General features: G+C 67.4%; 20 protein-coding genes and 1 tRNA gene (1 of these 21 running past the window's edge). 11 read left to right on the forward strand and 10 right to left on the reverse strand.

Annotated features, from left to right (window positions below; genetic code table 11):
- On the forward strand, positions 1 to 1,136 hold the 3' portion of the coding sequence (gene ilvD / locus OCUBac02_RS22855) for a dihydroxy-acid dehydratase (protein WP_173048962.1). It extends 706 nt beyond the left edge of the window; 1,136 of the gene's 1,842 nt are visible here — the last part of the coding sequence; its start codon lies off the left edge, out of view; its stop codon occupies positions 1,134 to 1,136.
- Between the two features lie 161 nt (positions 1,137 to 1,297).
- Positions 1,298 to 2,227 carry a hypothetical protein gene (locus OCUBac02_RS22860; protein ID WP_173048964.1) on the forward strand — a complete coding sequence of 310 codons (930 nt, stop codon included), beginning with the start codon at positions 1,298 to 1,300 and terminating at the stop codon, positions 2,225 to 2,227.
- A gap of 265 nt (positions 2,228 to 2,492) precedes the next feature.
- On the opposite strand, the gene OCUBac02_RS22865 is transcribed toward OCUBac02_RS22860, so the two are convergent.
- Entirely contained in the window at positions 2,493 to 2,942 is a 450-nt protein-coding gene (locus OCUBac02_RS22865; protein ID WP_047573167.1) for a hypothetical protein, read from the reverse strand.
- Between the two features lie 236 nt (positions 2,943 to 3,178).
- On the opposite strand from OCUBac02_RS22865, the gene OCUBac02_RS22870 reads away from it, so the two are divergent.
- Together OCUBac02_RS22870 and OCUBac02_RS22875 are read left to right on the forward strand one after the other, a co-directional pair.
- The gene (locus OCUBac02_RS22870) at positions 3,179 to 3,622 is read left to right on the forward strand and encodes an Lrp/AsnC family transcriptional regulator (protein WP_047573169.1); all 444 of its coding nucleotides are present in this window, start codon (positions 3,179 to 3,181) and stop codon (positions 3,620 to 3,622) included.
- A 179-nt stretch (positions 3,623 to 3,801) separates the two neighbouring features.
- Positions 3,802 to 4,929, forward strand: coding sequence for a saccharopine dehydrogenase family protein (locus tag OCUBac02_RS22875; protein WP_173048966.1), 1,128 nt, complete (start codon positions 3,802 to 3,804; stop codon positions 4,927 to 4,929).
- Positions 4,930 to 4,994: 65 nt separating this feature from the next.
- On the opposite strand, the gene OCUBac02_RS22880 is transcribed toward OCUBac02_RS22875, so the two are convergent.
- The 3 genes from OCUBac02_RS22880 to OCUBac02_RS22890 form a co-directional block, all read right to left on the reverse strand.
- Positions 4,995 to 6,266 (reverse strand): M20/M25/M40 family metallo-hydrolase, encoded by a 1,272-nt coding sequence (locus OCUBac02_RS22880; RefSeq protein WP_173048968.1) that lies wholly within the window; start codon positions 6,264 to 6,266, stop codon positions 4,995 to 4,997.
- Between the two features lie 40 nt (positions 6,267 to 6,306).
- A complete protein-coding gene (locus OCUBac02_RS22885) occupies positions 6,307 to 7,239 on the reverse strand; it encodes an acetamidase/formamidase family protein (protein WP_173048970.1) in 933 nt (310 codons plus the stop codon).
- A 149-nt stretch (positions 7,240 to 7,388) separates the two neighbouring features.
- Positions 7,389 to 7,478, reverse strand: a tRNA-Ser gene (locus tag OCUBac02_RS22890).
- Between the two features lie 182 nt (positions 7,479 to 7,660).
- On the opposite strand from OCUBac02_RS22890, the gene OCUBac02_RS22895 reads away from it, so the two are divergent.
- The 5 genes from OCUBac02_RS22895 to olsB all read left to right on the forward strand — a co-directional run bounded on the left by OCUBac02_RS22895 (position 7,661) and on the right by olsB (position 13,709).
- Complete coding sequence (locus OCUBac02_RS22895) at positions 7,661 to 7,981, forward strand: hypothetical protein (protein ID WP_465247740.1); 321 nt, start codon at positions 7,661 to 7,663, stop codon at positions 7,979 to 7,981.
- Positions 7,982 to 8,064: 83 nt separating this feature from the next.
- Positions 8,065 to 8,721, forward strand: a complete 657-nt coding sequence (gene msrA / locus OCUBac02_RS22900) for a peptide-methionine (S)-S-oxide reductase MsrA (protein WP_173049813.1) — start codon at positions 8,065 to 8,067, stop codon at positions 8,719 to 8,721.
- 119 nt (positions 8,722 to 8,840) lie between these two features.
- On the forward strand, positions 8,841 to 10,379 hold the full coding sequence (locus OCUBac02_RS22905) for a YifB family Mg chelatase-like AAA ATPase (RefSeq protein ID WP_173048974.1): 1,539 nt from the start codon (positions 8,841 to 8,843) through the stop codon (positions 10,377 to 10,379).
- 183 nt (positions 10,380 to 10,562) lie between these two features.
- Positions 10,563 to 12,656 carry an ATP-binding protein gene (locus OCUBac02_RS22910; protein WP_173048976.1) on the forward strand — a complete coding sequence of 698 codons (2,094 nt, stop codon included), beginning with the start codon at positions 10,563 to 10,565 and terminating at the stop codon, positions 12,654 to 12,656.
- Positions 12,657 to 12,842: 186 nt separating this feature from the next.
- On the forward strand, positions 12,843 to 13,709 hold the full coding sequence (olsB, locus tag OCUBac02_RS22915) for a l-ornithine N(alpha)-acyltransferase (protein WP_465247788.1): 867 nt from the start codon (positions 12,843 to 12,845) through the stop codon (positions 13,707 to 13,709).
- A 5-nt stretch (positions 13,710 to 13,714) separates the two neighbouring features.
- On the opposite strand, the gene OCUBac02_RS22920 is transcribed toward olsB, so the two are convergent.
- From OCUBac02_RS22920 to OCUBac02_RS22930, 3 genes are all read right to left on the reverse strand, one after another.
- Positions 13,715 to 14,581: an SDR family oxidoreductase gene (locus tag OCUBac02_RS22920; protein WP_173048980.1), complete on the reverse strand. Its 867-nt coding sequence runs from the start codon at positions 14,579 to 14,581 to the stop codon at positions 13,715 to 13,717.
- Positions 14,582 to 14,750: 169 nt separating this feature from the next.
- A complete protein-coding gene (gene queG, locus OCUBac02_RS22925; RefSeq protein WP_244639028.1) occupies positions 14,751 to 15,881 on the reverse strand; it encodes a tRNA epoxyqueuosine(34) reductase QueG in 1,131 nt (376 codons plus the stop codon).
- Positions 15,878 to 16,570, reverse strand: a complete 693-nt coding sequence (locus OCUBac02_RS22930) for a glutathione S-transferase family protein (RefSeq protein WP_047572819.1) — start codon at positions 16,568 to 16,570, stop codon at positions 15,878 to 15,880. The genes queG and OCUBac02_RS22930 overlap by 4 nt, the downstream gene beginning before the upstream one ends.
- A gap of 257 nt (positions 16,571 to 16,827) precedes the next feature.
- Between OCUBac02_RS22930 and OCUBac02_RS22935 the strand changes: the two genes are divergently transcribed.
- Positions 16,828 to 17,625, forward strand: coding sequence for an undecaprenyl-diphosphate phosphatase (locus OCUBac02_RS22935; RefSeq protein ID WP_173048984.1), 798 nt, complete (start codon positions 16,828 to 16,830; stop codon positions 17,623 to 17,625).
- Positions 17,626 to 17,768: 143 nt separating this feature from the next.
- Here the strand turns inward: OCUBac02_RS22935 and OCUBac02_RS22940 are convergent, their stop codons facing one another.
- Both OCUBac02_RS22940 and OCUBac02_RS22945 read right to left on the reverse strand, forming a co-directional pair.
- On the reverse strand, positions 17,769 to 19,499 hold the full coding sequence (locus OCUBac02_RS22940; RefSeq protein ID WP_173048986.1) for an MFS transporter: 1,731 nt from the start codon (positions 19,497 to 19,499) through the stop codon (positions 17,769 to 17,771).
- Between the two features lie 156 nt (positions 19,500 to 19,655).
- A complete protein-coding gene (locus OCUBac02_RS22945) occupies positions 19,656 to 20,591 on the reverse strand; it encodes a protein-methionine-sulfoxide reductase heme-binding subunit MsrQ (RefSeq protein ID WP_244639029.1) in 936 nt (311 codons plus the stop codon).
- A 70-nt stretch (positions 20,592 to 20,661) separates the two neighbouring features.
- Between OCUBac02_RS22945 and OCUBac02_RS22950 the strand changes: the two genes are divergently transcribed.
- Positions 20,662 to 21,276 carry an HAD family hydrolase gene (locus OCUBac02_RS22950; protein WP_173048988.1) on the forward strand — a complete coding sequence of 205 codons (615 nt, stop codon included), beginning with the start codon at positions 20,662 to 20,664 and terminating at the stop codon, positions 21,274 to 21,276.
- Positions 21,277 to 21,457: 181 nt separating this feature from the next.
- On the opposite strand, the gene OCUBac02_RS22955 is transcribed toward OCUBac02_RS22950, so the two are convergent.
- Positions 21,458 to 22,510, reverse strand: coding sequence for an aldo/keto reductase (locus tag OCUBac02_RS22955; protein WP_173048991.1), 1,053 nt, complete (start codon positions 22,508 to 22,510; stop codon positions 21,458 to 21,460).
- Positions 22,511 to 22,531: the final 21 nt, after the last annotated feature.

Here is a 22,531-nt window from a genome sequence, read left to right on the forward strand (position 1 = left end):
GCCACCTGATCGTCGATCTCGCCCGCCGCTATTACGAACAGGACGACGAGAGCGTGCTGCCGCGCCAGGTCGGCTCGTTCAAGGCCTTCGAGAACGCGATGACGCTCGACATCGCCATGGGCGGCTCGACCAATACGGTACTGCACCTGCTGGCCGCGGCGCATGAGGCCGAGATCGACTTCACCATGGCCGACATCGACCGGCTGTCGCGGCGCGTGCCCGTGCTCTGCAAGGTCGCGCCCGCCGTTGCCGACGTGCATATGGAAGACGTCCACCGCGCCGGCGGCATCATGGCGATCCTCGGCGAGCTCGACCGCGCCGGGCTGATCGAAACCTCATTGCCGACCGTGCACAGCGCGACGATGGCGGATGCGCTGGCGCGCTGGGACATCACGCAGACCCAGAGCGAGGCGGTGCGCTCCTTCTATAGCGCCGCGCCCGGCGGCGTGCCGACCCAGACAGCCTTCAGCCAGGATCGCCGCTTCGCCGAGCTCGATGCCGACCGCGAAAAGGGCGTGATCCGCAGCGCCGAGCACGCCTATTCCAAGGATGGCGGGCTTGCCGTGCTGTTCGGCAATATCGCGCTCGACGGCTGCATCGTGAAGACGGCGGGCGTCGATGCCTCCATCCTGAAATTCTCCGGTCCGGCCGTGATCTTCGAGAGCCAGGACGCCGCGGTCGACGGCATCCTCAACCGCAAGGTCAAGGCGGGCGATATCGTGCTGATCCGCTATGAGGGGCCGCGCGGCGGGCCGGGCATGCAGGAGATGCTCTATCCGACGAGCTATCTGAAATCGAAGGGTCTCGGAAAGGCCTGCGCGCTGATTACCGATGGACGCTTCTCGGGCGGCTCGTCGGGCCTGTCGATCGGCCATGTCTCGCCGGAAGCGGCGGAAGGCGGCGCCATCGGCCTGGTCGAGAGCGGCGACGTCATCGCGATCGACATCCCCAATCGCAGCATCACGCTGGAGGTCTCCGACGAAGAGCTGGCGCGTCGCCGCGCGGCGATGGAGGCGAAGGGCAAGGATGCCTGGAAGCCGGTCGCGCCGCGCAAGCGCAAGGTCTCGACGGCGCTGAAGGCCTATGCCGCCACGACGACGAGCGCGGCCAAGGGCGCGGTGCGCGTCGTCGATTGATCGCTGCCAGCCGCCCGATCCCGGCGATCGGGCGGCTTCAAGTGAAAGCGAGCGCCTTCCGCATGCAGCCCCGCCGCGGCATGGCCATCTGACGAAAAGCGGTTTCCCCCGGCAGCCATCCTGCTCTAGCCTTGGCGCAGGATGGTATCGGAGGAAATCGAATGCGGGCCGCGATCGTCGCCCTAAGTTGTCTTCTGTGCTTGCCGGCGGCCGCAGCCGGGCCCTTCGGCAAGATCGTCGTCGGCAACTGGTCGGGCGGGACCTTCACCAACGATCAGACCGGCGCCTTCTCGCATTGCGCCGTCAGCGCCCGCTACAAGAGCGGCGTCACGATGCTGACCTCGGTGACATCGCAATTCTCCTGGCTGCTCGGCTTCTCGAAGCCCGAGTGGAAGCTCCGGACCGGCGAGACGCTGAAGCTGAGGCTCGTCTTCGACCGCCGCTCGACCATCGACGTGACCGCCAATATCAAGTCGCCGACACTGCTGACGATCGCCATGCCGGCGCAGTCGGCGCTGATCAGTGCATTCCGGCAGGGGCGCTATCTCGAGCTCGTCGCCAATGACGCCCGCTATACTTTCGCGCTGACCTCGACCGGCGAGATGCTGCCCGCGCTGGTCGAATGCGTGAAGCAGAGCGCCAATGTGCGCGGACCGATCAGGCCCGGCGCGCCCGCCCAGGCCCAGACGCCTCCGCCGACGGAACAGGAACGCGCGGCACGGGCCGAAAAGAAGGCGCTTCTGGAGAAGACCCGCGACCTGATCCGCACCAAGATGCTCGCCTGCATCGGGCGCGAAGGCGCATCGATGCTGCTGACCGATGAAAAGGCCGAAGTCGTCGCCAGGGCCGCCATGCTGTTCTGCAAGGGCGATGTCGACGCCCTGACCAATGCCACGATCGAGATCATCGAGAACGAAGCCGGCCGGCCGGCCAACCGCAGCGCCGTGCGCGACGCCGCCGAGAAGCGCGTTCAGGAGGTGGTGACCGCCCATATCATCCGGACCCGCGGCGAGATGATCGGCAAGGGTCGCCAGCAGACGGCACCTGCCCGACCCGCCGAGCCGGGTGCGCGCCCATCGCAGTCGCTTTAGCCGGCGTTGACCGGATCGCAGCAGCTTCGGACCCCACCTTGTCATTCCGGGGCTTCGCACAGCGAAGAACCCGGAACCCACGGCTGGGTGAGCCATCGACGATCAGGCATCTGGTGTCTCACCCAGTCGTGGGTTCCGGATCGGCGCCGCTTGCGCGGCTTGTCCGGAATGACAATGGGCGCTCAGCGGAACTGAAACAGACTCCAGAAATGCGAAACGCCGCGCCTTCCGGCGCGGCGTTCCAAAACATGCTTGAAGCTGACGATCAGCTCTTGAGCTTGGTGTTGCACTGGCTCCAGTAGCCGCCGCCCTTCTCGATCCACTTGAGATCACCATTGGCATTGGCGGCCTTGTTGGCGTTGTACTGGTCGGCGCAGGTCTTGAGGCGGGCCTTGCCGGCGCTCTCGTTCGAATATTTCTGCGAGACGGCCTTCGGGAAGACGGCGGCCTTGGCCTTGCCAGCCGGCTTGGCCGCGGGAGCAGCCGGGGCCGCGGTATCCTGCACCGCGGCTGCGGCATCGGCCTCGTTGGCGTCGTCATCGCCGCACTGGGCCTTGCGGAAATCGTTCCACTTCTGGCCCTTCAGCGTATTGGCCTTCTTGGCGTCCTGATACTTGGCGCTGCACTCCTTCATCGTCAGCGCCGAGGCGGGCGCCACGGAGAAGGAGGCGAGCGCGAAGGCCGATGCGGATGCGAGAATGAAAGTCCTGAACATGGCGTTCTCCATGGCAAAGCGTGCTGCCGCCGGACGGCATGCCACTCCGATTTGCACCCCGAAGCAAGTCCCTTCCGGCGTGCCGGGAAATGCTTCGGACCACAAGATGTTCCTTTTCGGGCGAGTTCCCGGCCCATAGCCTCCGAACGGCGCGCGGATAACGGGATGAAGCGAAGCCTTGCGAGGCAGCGTCGTTTCCCTGCTATATGACGGCCCGCCGAACCACTGGAGACGACATGGCACGGCCGTCAGACGCCGCCAAGGACCGCGAGCTCATCCGCATCCTCACCGAGAATGCCCGCCTGCCGCTGTCGGAGATCGCCAAGCAGCTCGGCGTCTCACGGGCCACCGCACAGGGGCGATTGAGCCGGCTCGAACGCGACGGCGTCATCGCCGGCTACACCACGATCCTCGGCAAGGCGAGCCGGCCGGCAACCACGGTCGCGGCGCTGATCCTGATCGAGCTGGAGATGAAACAGCAAGGCGGTGTCGTCGCGGCGCTGAAGAAACGGCCCGAAATCGTACAATGCCACACGCTGAGCGGCCATTTCGACCTGAGCGTCAAGATCGAATGCGAGACCTCCAGCGATCTCGACACCATCATCGACTGGATCGCCGAGATGGAAGGCGTGCGCCGGACGACATCCTCGGTGATTCTGGCCCGCAAGTTCGAGCGCTGATGCTCGCGCACCGGCACTGTCGGGCGTTTCCCATCGTTCTTGATCATATCCCATCGAATTGATTGATCATAGCGCCCTCCCCCGGCGATCCGCCCGTTAAAGCCCGCGCGGCTTGCGGCAATGCTCCGCATCGAGGGGGAGGCTCCTGGCCTGCCCGAGACCCCACCAGGAGATCGCATATGACCATCCAGAAGCGCATTGCCGTGCTCGGCGCCGGCCAGATCGGCGTCATCATCGCCGGCATGCTGGCCGAGCAGGGCCATCAGGTGACGCTGGCCGACGCCTCCGCCGCCCAGCTCAAGCACGCCGCTGGCGGCCGTTTCGCCACAGAGGCCGTCGATGCCTCGAATCTCGACGCGCTGCGCGTGTTCCTTGGGGATCGCGACATCGTCGTCAGCGCCTGCCCCTATTTCCTCAACAAGGGCATCGCGAAGGTCGCGGCCGAGACCAGGACCCACTATTTCGACCTGACCGAGGACGTCGCCACCACCGCCTATATCAAGGAGCTCGGCGAGACCTCCGATGTCGCGCTCGTCCCGCAATGCGGCCTGGCGCCCGGCTTCATCTGCATCCTCGGCGCCGACATGGCCGCCCGCTTCGAGAACGTCCGCGCCATCAAGATGCGCGTCGGCGCGCTGCCGCTCTATCCGACGAATGCGCTGCGCTACAACGTGACATGGTCGGTCGACGGCCTGATCAACGAATACTGCAACCCCTGCGAGATCGTCTTCGACGGCCAGCCGACCCTGGTGCCGGCGCTGGAAGGCATCGAGAGCGTGATGATCGACGGCGTCGCCTACGAGGCCTTCAATACCTCGGGCGGCCTCGGCACCCTGACCGAGACGCTCGCCGGCAAGGTCCGCAACATGAGCTACAAGACGCTGCGCTATCCCGGCCATGCCGAGATCATGAAGCTCCTGCTCCGCGATCTCGACCTCGCCGACGACCGCGAGACGCTGCGCCGCATCCTGACGCATTCCGCGCCCTTCACCCGCAAGGACGTGGTCGTGATCTTCGTGACCGGCGTCGGCGAGCGGAACGGCCGCCTGGAGGAGGAGAGCGTCGTGCTGCGCTATGACGGCAATGACGCGCTCGGCGCGATCCAGCTCACCACCGCCGCCGGCTGCGTCGCCATGGTCGAGCTGTTCCTCGCCGGCAAGCTGCCCGCCAAGGGCTTCGTGCGCCAGGAAGACGCCGTTCTCGCCGATTTCCTCGCGACCAAGGCCGGCACCCGGCTGGTCGGCGAAGCCCGCGGCGTCGATGCCGCCGGCCTCGTGCCGACCGTCGCGGTCAAGAGTGCGGCTTGAACATTCTGGGGTAGAATCAACGCGAACCACGCGTCATCCCGGGCTTGACCAGGGATGACGCGTGTTTAGTTGACCGGGCCGGGCGCGCCAAGATAATCGACAGCGCAGGCGACATGCAGCTTCATCACCGCGATCGCCTCGTCGATGGTGACATGCTCCTCGTCGGTGCCCATGCTGATCGGTGACGGTCCGCAGATCAGCGCGGGAACGCCGCGCCAGCGCCAGTAGCGGGTATCGGTGCCGCCGAGGCTCGACACCGGCGGCGCGTCATGGCCGAGCAGCTCGCGGATATTACCGCGCAGGATATTGGCCATCTCGCTGAACGGATCGGTCAGGCTCGCCGGATAGCTGTGGTCCTCGTTGACGACCATCTCGCAATCGGCTTCGCGGGCGAGCTTTTCGAGATCGGCGCGGATCGCGTCGCGGTCGGAGCCGATCGGGATGCGCATGTCGAGATGGGCGATGCAATGCGTCGGGATCTGCGTCGCCTTTTGCCCGCCCTGCAGGATGCCGACATTGACGGTGATGCGCCTCGCGACATCGCCGGCGCCCTTGCCGAGGTTGAGATCGGCCGCCGCGATCGTCTCGGCCGAGGTCAGAACCGCGTCGATCTCCGGCGGCAGCGCCGCAAGTCTGAGATGGTAGCGGTCATAGATTGCGGTCACGAGCCGGCTTACATCCGCAACCGGGTTGCGTGCGCGGTGAGCGTAGCCGCCATGGCCGCCGATGCTCCTCGCCGAAAGCGAGAAGCGCAAGGTGCCCTTCTCGGTGAAGCGCAGATTGGCGAGACCGCTCGGCTCGCCGTTCAGGCAGCAATCGGCCTCCATCTCGTCGCCGAAGGTGTCGAACAGGAATTTGGTGCCGTAGCGCCCGCCCGACTGCTCGTCCGAGACCACGGTCAGCGACAGTGCGCCATGGAGTTTTTCGCGATGGGGATAGAGTTGGCAGTAGGCCAGGATCGAGGCCAATGTCCCCGTCTTCATGTCGGAAGCGCCGCGGCCCATGATCTTGCCGTCGACGATCTCGGCCTCCCAGAGCTTCTCGTTGGTGACCGGGAAGATATCCATATGGCCGTTGAGCATGAGATGGCGGCCGGGTTGGCCGGCCTCCCAGCGGCTGATGATGTTCGGCATTTCCGGCACGAAAGCTTCGGTGCGATGCGGCACGCCGGCGGTATCGAGCAATTCGCGCACGAAGGCAGCAGCCTCACGCGTATCGCCCGGCGGGTTGACGCTCCTGATGCGCAGGAAGCGCCTCAGCAATGCGACGATCTCGTCGCGGCGCTGATCGATCGCCTGAAGCAGCTCGGCTTTCAGGGCGGCTTTGTCGGTGGGCATGGTCGGTCTTCTGGCTCGGCGATTCGAAAGGATGGAGCGTTCAGCCGCGATCGCGGAACGACATGGCGCGCGTCAACTCGGTCTTCTCCAGCCGGGCGGCGACGCAATAGGCGGGATTGAAGACATTGGCGATGTCGTAGCGCACCGCCTGCCCGAGCAGATGGCTCGCCTCGACCGGGTCGACGCCCAGGTCCTCGCCGACCCAGCGCAGCAGTTCCGTCGTGGCGAATTGCAGGGGCTGGTCGAGCGGGCGCCCGCTGGCGATCACCAGCAGGTCGGTCTCGGTCTCGCAGCGCGGCCAGCGCAGGCCCTGCTTCTTGACCAGCTTCACCGAGAATTCGACCTCGAACGAGGTTTCGACGCCGGTGCCGGCGATCTCGCCATCGCCCTGGCAGGCATGGCCGTCGCCGAGGAAGAACAGGGCGCCGTCGACGAAGACCGGGAAGGCGATCGTCGCGCCGGGTCCGAACAGCCGGTAGTCCATGTTGCCGCCATTGGCGCCGCTGGTCGCGGTCGAGATCGCCTGGCCGCGCTCGGGCGCGACGCCGAAGCAGCCCATCATCGGCGCAAGCGGGAAGCTCCAGTCCTTGATGCGAGCGGAGGGCTCCAGCAGTTTCACTGTGCCGGCCTGCGCATCGATCGCCCATTCATGGCGCTCGCGCTTCGGAAGATCGGCCAGAACCGAAGGATCGAGCACGCCGGGCGCCAGGGGCGAATAGGTCCAGCCGGTCTTCCGGTTCGGCGTCATCCGCTCGATGGTGACGAGCAGGGCGTCGCCGGGCTCCGCGCCGGTGACGAAGAACGGCCCGGTCATCGGATTGCCGCGCGGGGCGTGCTGCGTGCCGTCGCCGCCGAAGCCGGCCGCATCGAGCGTGGTGGTGACGACGCTGTCGCCGGCGGCGATCTCCAGTACCGGCGGCAAAGTGGCGAGCACGTTCGAATATTGCGTGGGAACAAAGTGATGGCGCGCCATGAAAGCCTTCCTGAGCCGGTTCGCGTCGGTGTGCTGCGGCGACCGTAGGTGTAAGCTTCCGGCTTGAGAAGCGCTCGCTGGCGAACAGATGCCCTGCGTGGCTCGCGCCGACGCCGCTTTTTGAAAAGGACGATATCGATGTCGGGAAATGGCGGACAGGGCGGGATTCGAACCCGCGATACGGTTTCCCGTATACACACTTTCCAGGCGTGCGCCTTCAACCACTCGGCCACCTGTCCGGCGCGCTGCTTATGACTGCCGGCCCGTCATCTTTCAAGGGCCGAGATGCAGTGTTTTGCACAATCCCGGCAAATCGCGCGCAACCGGTTGCGATCCGCGGCCGGTAAGGCCACATCTGGTTGCCGGAAGGGCAGTGTCGGCGGGAGCCGTGCAACCCGGTGGCTTGCGGCGGGAGCTGATGGTGCGGTTTCTACTCCGTTTGATCGGGTATATCTTCGTCGCAGCGGGCTTCGTCGCGCTCGTGATCGACGGCGCGCGTTCGATCGCCAATGCCGGATTGCGCTTCACGCCGGTCGGCGAGCTGGTGATCGCCCTCATCCAGGAGCGCTACCAGCAGATCCAGCCGGCGATCGAGCGCAATCTCCATGCCTGGCTCTGGGATCCGGTTCTGCTGACGGTGTTGCGCGCGCCAGTGGCCGCGGCCGCGCTTCTGCTCGGCTTCGCGCTGCTCTGGCTGGGGCGGCGCCCGGACGAGGTCATCGGTATCGTCACGCGTCGGTGATGGCGCGCAGGCTGTCACACCCCTGTCCGAACGGCCCGCGGGCGCCTACATAAGCGTCGAGCTCGAACGAAACGGAGCCAATGATGTTCTCCCTGCGCAAGAAGACCGAGATTCCGACTGCCGCCGAGGCGCTGCCCGGCCGTGCCGCGGCGATCCCCACCGCCGAAACCCATTTCGCCAACGGCCGCCCGCTGGCCGGGCCCTATCCCGAAGGTCTCAGCATGGCCGTCTTCGGCCTGGGCTGCTTCTGGGGCGCCGAGCGCAAGTTCTGGCAGAGCAGCGAGGGCGTCTGGGTGACCGCCGTGGGCTATGCCGGCGGCGCGACGCCAAACCCGACCTATGAGGAGGTCTGCAGCGGCCTGACCGGGCATACCGAAATCGTCCTCGTCGTCTTCGATCCCGCAAAGATCGCCTATGAGGACCTGCTGCGGATCTTCTGGGAAAGCCATGACCCGACCCAGGGCATGCGGCAGGGCGGCGATATCGGCACGCAATACCGTTCGGCGATCTACACCTGCGATGCCGCTCAGCAGGAGGCGGCCGAACGTTCGCGCGTCGAGTACGGCAAGGCGCTGGCGGCGGGCGGGTACGGCCCCATCACGACCGAAATCCGCGAGGCGCCGACGCTCTATTTCGCCGAAGACTACCACCAGCAATACCTCGCCAAGAACCCGGGCGGCTATTGTGGCCTGGGCGGCACCGGCGTCGCCTGCCAGATCGGCCTCGGCGTCGAAGCCTGAGGTCAGAAGGGGAGGCGCGGCCTCCCCTTCTTTTTTGGCCTGTCGAGTTCCTGATATGTTCTTGCGCTGCCGCTGAAGCTTCGCTAGCTTTCCCAAGGGACAGGGGGAGCGGGGCCGAGATGGTGGCGCGGGTCGCGACGGTGGCGTTCGAGGGCATCGAGGCGCGCGCCGTCGACGGTCAGGTGCAGATCGCGCCAGGCGGCGTCGCCTTCGTGCTGGTCGGCCTTCCCGACAAGGCCGTCGCCGAAAGCCGCGAGCGGGTCCGCGCCGCGCTGCTGGCCTCGGGCCTCGCCCTGCCGGCCAAGCGCGTCACCGTGAACCTGGCGCCGGCCGACCTGCCCAAGGAAGGCAGCCATTACGACCTGCCGATCGCGCTCGCCGTCATGGCGGCGATCGGGGCGATTCCAGCCGATGCCCTCTCCGGCTATGCGGTCCTCGGCGAACTCGCGCTCGACGGCTCGATCGCGCCGGTGGCCGGCGTCCTGCCGGCCGCGATCGCGGCCTATGCCAGGGGGCAGGGGCTGATCTGCCCGGCGGCTTCTGGCCCGGAAGCGGCCTGGGCGGCGGCCGATATCGATATCCTCGCGCCGCGTTCGCTGATCCAGCTCGCCAATCATTTCAAGGGCACGCAGGTCATGGCCCGTCCGGAGCCGGCTGTGGCGCGCCAGAGCGGTCCCCTGCCCGATCTCGCCGACGTCAAGGGCCAGGAAAGCGCGCGGCGCGTGCTGGAGATCGCTGCAGCCGGTGGCCACAATCTGCTGATGAACGGGCCGCCCGGCGCCGGCAAATCGATGCTGGCGAGCCGCCTGCCCTCGATCCTGCCGCCGCTTTCGCCGCGCGAGCTCCTGGAAGTCTCGATGGTGCTTTCCGTCGCCGGAAAGCTCGCCGACGGCGCCCTGACCGACCGGCGGCCTTTCCGGGCGCCGCATCATTCGGCCTCGATGGCGGCGCTGGTCGGCGGCGGCCTGCAGGCGCGGCCGGGCGAGGTCTCGCTCGCGCATCACGGCGTGCTCTTCCTTGACGAATTGCCGGAGTTCCAGCCGCAGGCGCTCGATGCCTTGCGCCAGCCGATGGAGACCGGCGACGTGCTGATTTCGCGCGCCAATCACCGCGTCGTCTATCCCGCGCGCTTCCAGCTCGTCGCCGCGATGAATCCCTGCCGCTGCGGTCGCGCAACCGAACCGGGCTACGCTTGCCGCCGCCAGCCGAATGATCGCTGCATGGCGCAGTATCAGGCGCGCGTCTCCGGCCCGCTGCTCGACCGGGTCGACATTGCGATCGACGTACCTGCGGTAACGGCGGCGGACCTGATCCGTCCGGCCGCGGGCGAAAGCTCGGCGACGGTCGCGGCGCGCGTCGCGGCGGCCCGGCGCATCCAGGCATCGCGCTTCGAGGAGCTCGGCCTCGGTCACGTCATGACCAATGCCGCCTGCCCGGTGCCGGTGATCGAGGAGGTCGCGCGGCCGGACAATGCCGGGCTCGCGCTGCTGCGCGACGCCGCCGAGGCGCTGCGCTTGACGGCGCGCGCCTATCATCGCGTCCTCAAGGTCGCCCGCACGCTCGCCGATCTCGAAGGGGAGGCGAAGGTCGGCCGGCGCCATCTCGCGGAAGCGCTATCCTATCGGGCGCGGGGGGAGGAGCTCGTCCAGGCCGCCTGAGTATCTGGCCGGACATTCGAGTCCTCATCCCGAGGAGCCATTCCCACGGGGATGGCTCCTGGGGATGAGGGCCCATGCAGTCATCGAGCTGCTTGCAGGGTTAACCGAACCTCTCATCCGGTCGGTCGAATTCGCGGTTTTCCCAGCCCGGTTTTTCAAGGCGATCTGCGTAGATCGAAGGGCATGGCGTCTTCGATCTGGTCATGGCTCGCTCTTGTCCCTGCGGCATTGCTCCTCCCCGTGGGAGGCGCCGTCCTGTGGCTGCTGCGCCAGCGCGCGGCCTTGCGCGAGCAGGTCGCGGGGCTTGTCCATGATGGCGAGGCGCTGAATGACCGGCTCTGGAGTCTCGCCGATAGCGAGGAACGCTATCGCAGCCTGATCGAGGCGCAGGGGGATCTGATCGTCCGGCGCGACGGGGCGCGGATCGTCTATGCCAACAAGGCCTATGCGGCCCTGTTCGGCACGGGCGAGCAGGATCTTATCGGCAGCGAAATGCTGCTGCCGCAGCTCGCCAGCCGGCCGCCGGTACTTTTGGAAGGCGGCGCGCGCAGCTTCGACGAATGCCTCGCGACCTATGAGGGCGAGCGCTGGATTTCCTGGGTCGAGACCGCCGTGCCCGGCCCCGGCGGGCGCAGCCTGATCCAGCGCGTCGGCCGCGACATCTCGGCGCGTATCGCGAGCGAGGATGCGCTGGTCGAGGCGCGGGCGCGAGCGGAGGCCGCGAACGAGGCCAAGTCCCGCTTCCTCGCGACCGTCAGCCACGAATTCCGGACCCCGCTCAACGGCATTCTCGGCATGGCCGACCTCCTGACCGATACCGGCCCCGATGCCGAGCAGGCGACCTATGTCGCGGCCCTGCGCACTTCCGGCGAGGCCCTGCTGGCGCTGGTCGACGACATCCTTGATTTCGCCAAGGTCGAGGCGGGCAAGCTGGAACTGGCCGAGGAGCCTTTCGATCCGGTCCAGCTCGTCGAGACCGTCGCGGAACTGATGGCGCCGCGTGCCCAGGCCAAAGGCATCGAGCTCGCGGCCCATATTGCGCCGGACCTGCCGGCGCGGCTCGTCGGCGACCGCGACCGCCTGCGTCAGATCCTGTTGAACCTTGTCGGCAATGCGGTGAAATTCACGGAAGCCGGCGGCGTCGGCCTCAGCCTTGCCCAGGCGGAAGGCCGCCTTGAGATCACCGTCGCCGATACCGGCCCGGGTATCCCGGCCGACCGGCTCGACACCATTTTCGGGGAGTTCGAGCAACTCGATCATGGCGCCGTAGCGGGTCAGGCGGGCACCGGACTGGGGCTGGCGATCGTGCGTCGTCTTGCGGGCCTGATGGGGGGGGAGGTGCGCGCCGAAAGCCGGCTCGGCGAGGGCGCGACATTCCGCGTCACCCTGCCGCTCGTGGCGGCGCGCGATGTGCCGGCGGCGCGGATTCCGCATTGGCCGCAGCATCATGTCCTGCTCGTCTCGCCAGCGCCGTTCGCGGCGCGCTTCCTGGCGGAGACGATCCGCGCCACGGGCGCTTCCGTATCCATCGCCGGCACGGCCGAGGCCGCACGCGCGAAGCTTGTCGCGGGCGTCCCGGTCACTGCGGTCCTGATCGATCATGCACTGGGAGATGTGCCGGCAAAGGAACTGGCGGCGGCGGCGGCAGCGATCGGCATCCGCGATTGCCTGATCCTGCTCTCGCCCCAGGCGCGCCGGTCGTTCGGAGCACCGCAGGAGGCCGGCTTCTCCGGCTTCCTGATCAAGCCGGTGCGGACGCGCTCGCTCTACGAGCGTCTGGGCAACGGCCTGCAGCCGGGACCATCGGCCGTGGGCGGCCCTGCCGAGCTTGCCGCGACGCTGCTGCGCCAGCCTGGCGCCGGCCTGACGGTGCTGGTCGCGGAGGACAATGAGATCAACGCCCTGCTCGCGACGCGCACGCTGGAGCGCTTCGGTTGCACGGCGATCTGGGCGCGCGACGGACGCGAGGCCCTGAAGCGGGTCGAAGCCAGTTTTGCCGGCGTCGCGCCGCCGCTGGCCCTCGCCTTGCTCGATGTCCGCATGCCCGTGATGACGGGACTCGAGTGCGCCCGTGCGGTGCGTGCGCTGGAAAGGCGGCTCGGCCGGGCTGCCACGCTGCCGCTGGTGGCGGTCAGCGCCAATGTCTCGGCGACCGATCGCGCCGCTGCCTTCGCGGCCGGGATGGATGACTGCCTAGCGAAGCCGCTGGAGCGCCAGGCCCTGCTGCGCTGGCTGGAGCGCCTGTCGCAAGGCTCCGCCGGCAGCTTGACGGCTTGACGGCTGTCATCGCTCCGACGCAGTTTCGTCGCGAAGTTGTAAGATCAGCGGAGCAAGCCTACCTCATGCCGGTAGCGGCAGGAGATGAGACAAGCGATGGCATTGCACGTTTCTGGAAGCAAGAACGCGCTGCCCAGCCGATTTTCAGCCGGCAATCCGTTCTCGCGCTTCGCCCCGTTGATATTGATGAAGGGTGGAGCCATGCGCCGGTCGGGCGCCGAGATCGATGAAACGCCGCCATTGTCGGGCACGCTGGGCCGGATCGGCTCGCTCGAAGTCCGGCTGGCGCGCGGCCCGCGCGAAATCTGGCGGGCGCAGCGGCTGCGCTATCGCGTCTTCTATCAGGAAATGTCGGCCAAGCCCGATGTGATCTCGCGGATGTTCCGCCGCGATGCCGATCGCTTCGACAAGGCCTGCGACCATCTCCTCGTCATCGACCATGCCGCGCGCGGCCGCTTCGGCGGCATCAAGCCCAAGGTCGTCGGCACCTATCGCCTGATGCGCCAGAGCGCTGCGGAGCGGCTCGGCGGCTTCTACACCGAGAGCGAATTCGATCTCGGCCCAATGCTGGCGCTCCATCCCGGCAGCCGCTTCCTCGAACTCGGCCGCTCCTGCGTGCTGAAGCCCTATCGCACCAAGCGGACGGTCGAACTGCTCTGGTCCGGTATCTGGGCCTATCTCCAGCATCATCGTATCGATGCGATGTTCGGCTGCGCCTCCTTCGACGGCATCGACCCCGACGCGCTGGCGCTGCCGCTGAGCTTCCTGCATCACCATGCCCGCTCGGAAGGCGCATGGGCCGCGGCGGCGCATGCCGAGCATTTCGTCGGCATGGACCGTCTGCCGCCAGAGATGGTCGACGCCAAGCTCGCGCTCAAGCAATTGCCGCCCTTGATCAAGGGCTATCTGCGCATCGGCGCCCGCTTCGGCACCGGTGCCGTCATCGACCGTCAGTTCGGCACCACCGACGTGCTGGTCGTGCTGCCGGTCTCGGCGATCGACAAGCGCTATGCCGACTATTACGGCGGCGAGGGCCCGCGCCACGCCGCCTGAGCCGGCTACTCGCCGGCAGCGGCCAGGGCACGCAGCGCCTCGCGATAGGTCGGATAGCGGAAGGCATAGCCGAATTCCCGCTTCACCAGCGCGTTGGAGACGCGCTTGCTTTCGCCATAGAAGCTCGCCGCCATCGGCGAGAGCTTTGCCTGCTCGAACGGGATTTCCAACGGCGGCTCGAGACCGGTCAACTCTGCCGCGAAGGTGATCACGTCCTGCGGCGGGCCGGGCTCGTCATCGGTGACGTTGTAGACCGCGCCCTGGCGCGGCTGCGCCAGCGAGGCCATCAGCACTCCGGCAATGTCGTCGACATGGATGCGGTTGAACACCTGTCCCGGCTTGATCAGGCGGTTGGCCGTGCCGCTGCGCAGCTTGGTGATGGCGTTGCGGCCGGGGCCGTAGATGCCCGAGAGGCGAAAGATCTGCACGGGCTTGCCGCTGTCGCGGCCGAGTTGAAGCCAGGCCTCCTCGATCTCGACGCGCTGGCGGGTGCGGGCATTGGTCGGCGCCGGTGGCGTCGCCTCGTCGATCCAGGCGCCGCCCTGGTCGCCATAGACGCCGATCGTCGAGAGATAGCCGATCCAGCGCAGGTTCGACGCCGCCATCAGTGCCGCGCGCAAGGGGCCGAGCGCCGGATCGCCATCCTCGGCCGGCTGCACCGAGACCAGCACGGCATCGGCTTCCGCCACCGCCTTGGCGAGCGCGGACGAGACCGCGAAGCCGCCGAAGACCAGCGTCCGGATGCCCTCGCGGTTGAGTTCGGCCGCCTTCTCGGCCGAGCGGACGGTGCCGGTCACCTCCCAGCCCCGCGCCAGCGCGGCACGCGCGAAAAACCCGGCCGAATAGCCGAGGCCGAGGATCAGGATATTCATGCGAGGACGCCCATGTGAGACCAGATCACCATGTCATGGATACGCGGGTCATCCCGGGCGACCGCAGGGAGACCCGGGATCCATTCCGGAACGCTGATCGGACAGGCTCCGGAATGGATCCCGGATCTCCGCTTCGCTCCGTCCGGGATGACCCGCGTATCCATGAAAATCAGTGGGTTCCCGACGTGAGTGCGTGCCATTCGGCGCGCACCTGCGGGTCGGGTTCATCGGCCAGGCGCTCAAGGGCGAGCTGGCCGGCCTGTTCGGCATCGAGCCGTCCCAGCGCCCAGATCGCCATGGCGCGGACCAGCGGCGAGGAATCGGCGAGATGGGGCAGAGCGCTGTCGATCAGTTCGGACCGGCCGCTATTGCCGATGGCGATCAGCACATTGCGCAGGAAGCGGTCGCGCCCGGTGCGCTTCACCGGCGTGCCCGCGAAGAGCGTGCGGAAGGCGGGATCGTCGAGCTTGGCGAGCGCGGCGAGGTCCAGCCCGTCGAGCTCGTCCTTGAGCGCCAGCCGCGTTTCCTGCGCCGCCGCGGCGAACTTGTTCCAGGGGCAGACGGCGAGGCAATCGTCACAGCCGAAGACGCGGTTGCCGATGCCGGGCCGCAAGGCGGCATCGATATGGCCGGCATGCTCGATGGTGAGATAGGCGATGCAGCGGCGCGCATCGAGCTCATAGGGCGCGGGGAAGGCATCGGTCGGGCAGATATCGAGGCAGCGCCGGCAGGAGCCGCAATGGTCGCGCTCGGCCGCATCAACAGGTAGCTCCGCGGTGGTGTAGATCGCCCCGAGCAGGAGCCAGGAGCCGTGCTCGCGCGAGACCAGAACCGTGTGCTTGCCTTGCCAGCCGAGCCCGGCCGCCTGCGCCAGCGGCTTCTCCATGACGGGAGCGGTATCGACGAAGACCTTGACGTCGGCGCCGCCGCGCGCGGCGAGCAGGCCCGCGACGCTCTTCAGCTTGCCCTTGATGACGTCGTGATAGTCGCGCCGTCTCGCATAGAGCGAGATCGCCGCCTTTTCAGGCTGGGCGAGCATGGCGAGCGGGTCGCCCTCGCCGGCATAGTTCATGCCGAGCATGACGACGGAGCGGACCTCGCCCCAGAGCTGGCGCGGATCGGCGCGCTCAGCGCGACGATCCTGCATCCAGCCCATCTCGCCCTGATAGCCGTTGGCGAGCCAGGCTTCGAGACGCTCCGGCGCCTGCGGGATCGCATCGGCCCCGGCGACGCGCATCACCGCGAAGCCCTCGGCGAGCGCGCGCTCGGCGACGGCGCGCTTGAGCTTCTCGGCCTTCAAAAATCCAGATTGTCGTAATGGGCGCTCGGAGCCATGCCCGGCACGCGGTCGCTCAGCAGCGGCCGGAAGCTCGGTCTCGATTTGATCCTCGCATACCATGCGCGAGCCGCCTCATCCTCTTCCCAGGGCACGTCGCCGAGATAGTCGACGCAGGACAGATGCGCCGCCGCCGCGAGATCGGCATAGCTCATCTGCGCCCCCGCCAGCCAGTTCCGCTTGGCCAGCAGCCAGGAGATATAGCGCAGATGATAGCGTACATTGGCGCGCGCCGCGCGGATCGCGCTCATTTCCGGCGGGCCGCCGCCCTCGTCGCGGCTCATGAAGCGCTTCATCACCTTTTCCAGCACGAGCGGGCTGGTGATCTCGTCATGGAACTTGATGTTGAACCAGTCGAGCAGGCGGCGGACCTCGACGCGCTCGCCCGGCCCTTCCGGCAGCAGGCGGCGATCGCCGAGCGCCAGGCCCCGCGTCTCGTCGAGATATTCCGCGATCGGCCCGGCGCCAGGGACTGCGAGCCCGTTCTGCTCCTGGAAGACCGGCGTCGTTCCCGCAGTGTTGAGCTCTATGAATTCCCGCCGGCGCTCCCAGACGCGTTCCTCGACCAGCTCGGCCTCCATGCCGAACTCGCTGAGCACGAGGCGGATGAAACGCGAATGCGGGCATAGCGGGTAATGATAAAGGGTCGCCATGGCACTCATGAGGACTGTGAAGCAGGCAAAATGCGACGGAAGCAGGGCCGCCGGGCTTGCAGCGATCCGATAGGCGACGGCGGCCTGCTATAATCATGCCGGAAAAACGCCACAACCCGCGATGACGGCGATCTCCGCAATTTGCGGAGGCTGCTTCGCGAAGTGGTAACCAATTTGCAAAGAGCTGGGCGTAAGCCGGCAGCAGGCTGACGCGGGCGGACGACCGGGCCGGCTGATTCGCGCGAGGACAGCCTTCCATGCACAACCTGATCGAAGCCTTCATCCTCGGCATCGTCGAGGGACTGACCGAGTTCCTGCCGGTCTCCTCGACCGGGCATCTGCTCCTGCTCGGCCATTTCCTCGGCTTCGAATCCAACGGCAAGACCTTCGAGGTGCTGGTCCAGCTCGGCGCGATCCTGGCGATCACGCTGGTCTACTTCCGCCGCCTGCTCGATATCGCGCTCCGCATCCCCAGCGACCCCTCGGCCCGCCGCTTCGTCATCGGCGTGCTCATCGCCTTCCTGCCGGCGGCGGTGATCGGCGCGCTCCTGCACGGCTTCATCAAGGGCGTGTTGTTCAACCCCTTCATCGTCTGCTGCACGCTGATCGCCGGCGGGCTGATCCTGCTCGTCGTCGACGAACTGGAACTGCAGGAGAAGCACACCGATGCCACCACCTTCCCGCTGCCGATGTATTTCAAGATCGGCCTGATCCAGTGTCTGGCGATGATCCCCGGCGTCTCGCGCTCGGGCTCGACCATCGTGGGCGCCATGCTGCTCGGCGCCAGCAAGCGCGCGGCGGCCGAGTTCTCCTTCTTCCTGGCGATGCCGACCATGGCCGGCGCCTTCGCCTATGACCTGCTGAAGAGCTACAAGTTCCTGACCTTCGACGACGGCGTGCTGATCGGCGTCGGCTTCGTCGCGGCCTTTATCTCCGCGCTCGTCGTGGTGCGCAGCTTCCTCGATTTCGTCTCGAAGCGCGGCTTCGCGCCCTTCGCCTGGTGGCGGATCATCGTCGGCATGGTCGGCCTCGCCGGCCTCTGGATCGTCGGCTGATGCCTAGCCAGACAAGGCAGAGATGCGCGCCGCGATCCCGCCCCCGTCATGCTCGCCCTTGTGGCGAGCATCCACGTCTTGAACACTGCGCTTCATTCACGGAGACGTGGATGGCCGGGACAAGCCGACCATGACGGACTGCCTCAGGCCGGCCGCGCCGGGTCGTTGAGCGAGTCGGCGAGCGTCGGCGTCCGGCTCGGGCTCAGTTGCGGCAGCGAGGCGGTCTGCCGCTCGATCATGCGGTGGACCACCGGCGGGTTCGGGCCGCTATGCAGCGCGCGGACCTGCTCGCCGATCTCGGCATCGGCCTGCGTGACGCGCTGGTTCTGGCGGACATATTCGACCCAGGTCGGGCTGTCATAGCGCTCGATCCACAGCGTCGGATCGGTCAGATCGCGCAGCAGCGTCCAGTGCCTTGCGCCGTCGCGGCGGCGGATGCGCCGGCGCTCCGCCATCACGGTCAGGAAGGCGACGACGTCCTCCGGCTTGATGATGTATTCGATGGTGACGATGACCGGGCCGGAGCGTGGCTCGATATCGACCGCGACCTTGGGTTCGCGCCAGCGGCTGAGCGGGTCGAGATTGAGCGCCTCCAGCGGCGGCAGCCGGTAGCGCAGCCCCATCACGGCCCCGGCGACCAGGACCACGGCCGACATCAGCAGCGCCTTCTCGACGCCGAAATGCAGGGCCGAGCGGCCCCAGGCCCAGCTTCCCATCGCCATGCCGCCGAAAGTCGCCATCTGATACATCGCCAGCGCCCGACCCACGACCCAGCGCGGCGCCGAGAGCTGCACCGTGGCGTTGAAGGTCGAGAGCGCCAGGACCCAGCAGGCGCCGCAGACGCACAGGCCCGCCATGGCCAGCCAGATCGTCTTGCTGAAGGCGATCAGCGTGACGCCGCAGGCATAGGCGACGAAGGTCGAGCGCACGAGCGCCTCGGTGCTCATCGCCCGGCGCAGGCGCGCGCTCATGAAGGCGCCCGCCACCGCGCCCGCCCCGAAGGCGCCGAGCAGCACGCCATAGGTCAGCGGCCCGCCGCGCACGAGGTCGCGTGCGATCAGCGGCAAGAGCGCCAGGCCGACGATCGCGCCGAAGCCGTAGACGAAGGCGCGCAGCGTGACGGTGCGGATATTCGGGGACATCGCGACATAGCGGATGCCGGCGCTCATCGCGATGAACAGCGTCTCGCGCGGCAGGAGCCGCTCGACCTTGGGCGGCCGCCAGCGCGCCAGCACGACGAGCAGCGGGATGTAGCTGAAGGCGTTGATGATGAAAGCGGCGACCGCGCCTGCCGCCGCGACGATCGCGCCGCCGATCGCCGGCCCGACGCTGCGGGCGATGTTGAAGGCGACGCTGTTCAGCGTCACCGCCGCCGGCACGTCCCGGCGCGGAACCATGTCGCCGACCGAGGATTGCCAGGCCGGGTTGTTCAGCGCCGTGCCGCAGCCGATCAGGAAGGTGAAGGCCAGGAGCAGCCAGGGCGTGATCAGGCCGAACCAGGCGAAGACCGCGAGCCCGATCGAGACAGCGAGCATGAAGCCCTGTGCGATCAGCAGGATTTTGCGCCGGTCGTAATTGTCGGCGATGGCGCCGGCCGCCAGCGAGAACAGCATCACCGGCAGGGTCGTCGAGGCCTGGACCAGCGCCACCATCTCGGCCGAGGGCGAGATCGAGGCCATCATCCAGGAGGCGCCGACCGCCTGGACGAGGCCGCCGAAATTCGAGACCAGGCTGGCGAACCAGACGGCGCGGAAGATCGGCTGCTGCAGCGGAACGAAGGGCGAAACCCGCGCCTGCGTCGGCTTGATGCCCTCCGAGGCGAGCTCGGCTTCTACGACATCGGCCGTGGGCTGGGCGTGCGGGTCGTCAGGCATGTCATAGGGTTAGAGCATGAGCGCTGGAGGGGGAAACCCTTTCCATCTGGAAGATGTCGAAACTTGGAAAGTTTTCTCCTGACCTGTTTCGACGTTCGCTTGGCCCTCATCCTGAGGAGCGTCGCGTTCCGCGACTCCTGAGGATGAGGGCTGGAGTCACGCAGTTCGTGCCGTCGCCGGCTCGCGCGCCTGCCGCGGCGGGCGAGCCTTGCGGGCGCGCAGGCCATGACCGAATGCCACCGCCAACCCGGCGAGCGCCACCCAATGCGCCGGCCGGATCGAGGCATAGTCCTGATAGGTCAGGATGTCGGCATTGGCCTGGAAGACCAGCCAGGCGGAAACGCCCGAGGTTGCCGCATACCAGCCGGCTTCGAGGCAGGCCGTGAGCAGGCCTCCGAGAAGCGCCACGCCCGCAAGCACGGCTAAGGACACCGGCAGCTTCCAGCGATACAGGCCGCGATAGAGCATCAGCAGCAGGAACAGTCCGCTCATCAGCACCGGTTCGGTGACGTCGATCTTCGATTGCAGCGCGAAATGCAGCAGCGCCAGGATGGCGATCGGGTAGACGAGGTTGTGCAGGCGCTGCCAGTTCTTGCCGAGCCGGCGGATCATGCCGTCGGTCGAGGTCACGCCCTGCGCGACGAGGCCGATCAGCGCGACGAAGCCGATGGTCAGGTAGAAGCGCTTGACGATCTCCGAGACGATCAGTCCCCAGTCGAAGGCCATGTCGATGCAGTAGAGCGCGAGATGGCCCAGCGCATAGGCCATCACGCCGAGGCCGAGCATGCGGCGGATGCCGATCAGCTTGCCCCAGTCGAACAGGCGCCGGAACGGTGAAACCGCCAACGTGGCGATGAGGATACGCACCGTCCAGGTCCCGGTCTGGTGGATCGCCTGCGTCCAGGGCTTCGAGCCGAGCTGCTGCATCCAGGCGGCGTGGAGCAGCATCAGCGCCGGCACGAGGAGCAACGCGAAGGCAACCGCCCGCAAGGCGGAGAACCGGCCCTGCCGGTCGGTCCAGGGCAGCCAGGTTCGTAAAGCTGCATTCGTGGTGCGGGCGCTCATGACACCGGCATAGACGATGGGGTCCACCCTGTCCCGCACATCTGGACACAAGCGCGTGAATGGGCTGTCCTGCCGGTCCTTTCAACCGGGTCCGGTCATGGCTTCCAGCTCTCCCACCGTCGTTTTCGATGTCGGCAACGTCCTGCTGCGTTGGGATGCGCGGCTGATCTACCGCTCGCTGATCCCCGAGCCCGAGCGACTCGACTGGTTCATGCAGAACATCTGCACCGGCGACTGGAATCTGGAGCAGGATCGCGGCCGCTCCTGGGAGGAGGGCGTGGCCCTTCTGGTCAAGCAGCATCCGGAATGGGAGCGCGAGATCCGCGCCTTCGACGAGAGCTGGCATGATAGCGTGCCCCATACCATCGCCGACAGTGTCGCGGTGCTGGAGGAGCTGAAGGGCCGGGGCGAGAAGGTCTATGCCATCACCAATTTCTCGCGCGAGAAATGGGCTGAATGCCTGATCCGCTTCCCGTTCCTGCAGAGCTTCGACGGCGTCGTCGTCTCCGCCCATGAGCGGATGCTGAAGCCGGAGCGCGCGATCTACGAGGTGCTGCTCGATCGATATGGCCTGAAGGCCGACGATTGCATCTTCGTCGATGACAGCGAGAAGAACGTGGTGGGGGCCCGCGCCGCCGGCATGCGGGCCGTCCATTTCGTCGAGCCCATCGACCTGCGCGCCGAATTGCGCGGGCTGGGCGTCAGGCTCTGACGGGCAGAGCCTGCTTGTTGGGACTTGTTTCGTCGTTCACGGAACCATGCCGCCATCCCGGACAAGCTGCGCAGCAGCGCCGATCAGCGATCCATCGGAGGGCTCTGCTCTCTACGATGGACCCGGGGCAAGCCCGGAATGACGGCGCTCATAGGGCGCGCCTAAGCCACTTCGGCAGCGTTCAAGCCTCCGGGACCGGCGCCGCTTCGGCGAGCAGTCCCTCGGCCTTCAGATCACGCCAGAGCGCGGCGGGAACGGGCCGCGCGACGAGGGCGAGATTGCGCGCGACCTCCTGCGGCGTCACGGCGCCGAGCACGATCGTCGCCACCGCCGGATGAGCGGCGCAGAAGGCGAGCGCGGCCTGTGGCAGGGCGACGCCATGGCAGGCGCAGACCGCCTCGATCCGGGCGACGCGGGCCAGCACTTCGGGTGGCGCCGGCTTGTAATTGTAGAAGGCGCCGGGCCTCGCCCCGGTCGCCAGGATGCCGGAATTGAAGACGCCGGCCAGCATGACCGCGATCTTCTTCTCCAGCGCCAGCGGCAGGAATTCCGTTAGCGCCCCCTGCTCCAGCAGCGAATAGCGGCCGGCCAGCATCATCACGTCGAAATCGCCAGCGCGGGCGAAGCGCACGCACATCTCGGCTTCGTTGACGCCGACGCCGATCGCCTTGACCGTGCCGGACGCGCGCAGCGTCTCCAGCGCACGATAGGCCCCGTCCATGGCCTCGGCAAAGCGCTGCTCCATCCGGTCGCCATGGGTCCAGACATCGACGTCGTGGATCAACAGGATGTCGATATGATCGGTGCCAAGCCGGAGCAGCGACTGCTCGAAGGAGCGCATCGCGCCGTCATAGGAATAATCGATCACCGCCGGGTGCGGCAGGCCGCCGGCATAGCCCGAACCGTCGCGCTTCGGCGCGCCGGCCTGCATCCAGCGGCCGACCTTGGTGGAGATGATGACGCTCTCGCGCGGCACGCTGCGGAGCGCCGCGCCGATGCGATGCTCGGAGAGGCCGTGGCCGTAGAGCGGCGAGGTGTCGACGAGATTGATGCCAGCCGCCAGCGCGGCGCGAACCGTATCCTGCGCCGTGACCTCGTCGAGATGTCTATAGAGATCGCCGAGCGGCGCGCCGCCGAAGCCGATCAGGCTGGGGGCGAGGCCCGCGAAGGGACGGCCACGCGGAACGGGACCCGGTTTCGTCCCGGATCGGGGGAGTTCGGCAGCGTTCGTCATCGCGGATCCGCAAGGCAGGAG

It is taken from the genome of Bosea sp. ANAM02, assembly GCF_011764485.1.
GTDB lineage: Bacteria > Pseudomonadota > Alphaproteobacteria > Rhizobiales > Beijerinckiaceae > Allobosea.

What these genes read in the sequence shown, in the direction of transcription:
- OCUBac02_RS22860 (WP_173048964.1), top strand. Translation starts at nt 1,298, where the DNA reads ATGCGGGCCGCGATCGTCGCCCTAAGTTGTCTTCTGTGCTTGCCGGCG.
- OCUBac02_RS22865 (WP_047573167.1), bottom strand. Translation starts at nt 2,942, where the DNA reads ATGTTCAGGACTTTCATTCTCGCATCCGCATCGGCCTTCGCGCTCGCC.
- OCUBac02_RS22870 (WP_047573169.1), top strand. Translation starts at nt 3,179, where the DNA reads ATGGCACGGCCGTCAGACGCCGCCAAGGACCGCGAGCTCATCCGCATC.
- OCUBac02_RS22875 (WP_173048966.1), top strand. Translation starts at nt 3,802, where the DNA reads ATGACCATCCAGAAGCGCATTGCCGTGCTCGGCGCCGGCCAGATCGGC.
- OCUBac02_RS22880 (WP_173048968.1), bottom strand. Translation starts at nt 6,266, where the DNA reads ATGCCCACCGACAAAGCCGCCCTGAAAGCCGAGCTGCTTCAGGCGATC.
- OCUBac02_RS22885 (WP_173048970.1), bottom strand. Translation starts at nt 7,239, where the DNA reads ATGGCGCGCCATCACTTTGTTCCCACGCAATATTCGAACGTGCTCGCC.
- msrA (WP_173049813.1), top strand. Translation starts at nt 8,065, where the DNA reads ATGTTCTCCCTGCGCAAGAAGACCGAGATTCCGACTGCCGCCGAGGCG.
- OCUBac02_RS22905 (WP_173048974.1), top strand. Translation starts at nt 8,841, where the DNA reads ATGGTGGCGCGGGTCGCGACGGTGGCGTTCGAGGGCATCGAGGCGCGC.
- OCUBac02_RS22910 (WP_173048976.1), top strand. Translation starts at nt 10,563, where the DNA reads ATGGCGTCTTCGATCTGGTCATGGCTCGCTCTTGTCCCTGCGGCATTG.
- olsB (WP_465247788.1), top strand. Translation starts at nt 12,843, where the DNA reads ATGAAGGGTGGAGCCATGCGCCGGTCGGGCGCCGAGATCGATGAAACG.
- OCUBac02_RS22920 (WP_173048980.1), bottom strand. Translation starts at nt 14,581, where the DNA reads ATGAATATCCTGATCCTCGGCCTCGGCTATTCGGCCGGGTTTTTCGCG.
- OCUBac02_RS22930 (WP_047572819.1), bottom strand. Translation starts at nt 16,570, where the DNA reads ATGGCGACCCTTTATCATTACCCGCTATGCCCGCATTCGCGTTTCATC.
- OCUBac02_RS22935 (WP_173048984.1), top strand. Translation starts at nt 16,828, where the DNA reads ATGCACAACCTGATCGAAGCCTTCATCCTCGGCATCGTCGAGGGACTG.
- OCUBac02_RS22940 (WP_173048986.1), bottom strand. Translation starts at nt 19,499, where the DNA reads ATGCCTGACGACCCGCACGCCCAGCCCACGGCCGATGTCGTAGAAGCC.
- OCUBac02_RS22950 (WP_173048988.1), top strand. Translation starts at nt 20,662, where the DNA reads ATGGCTTCCAGCTCTCCCACCGTCGTTTTCGATGTCGGCAACGTCCTG.
- OCUBac02_RS22955 (WP_173048991.1), bottom strand. Translation starts at nt 22,510, where the DNA reads ATGACGAACGCTGCCGAACTCCCCCGATCCGGGACGAAACCGGGTCCC.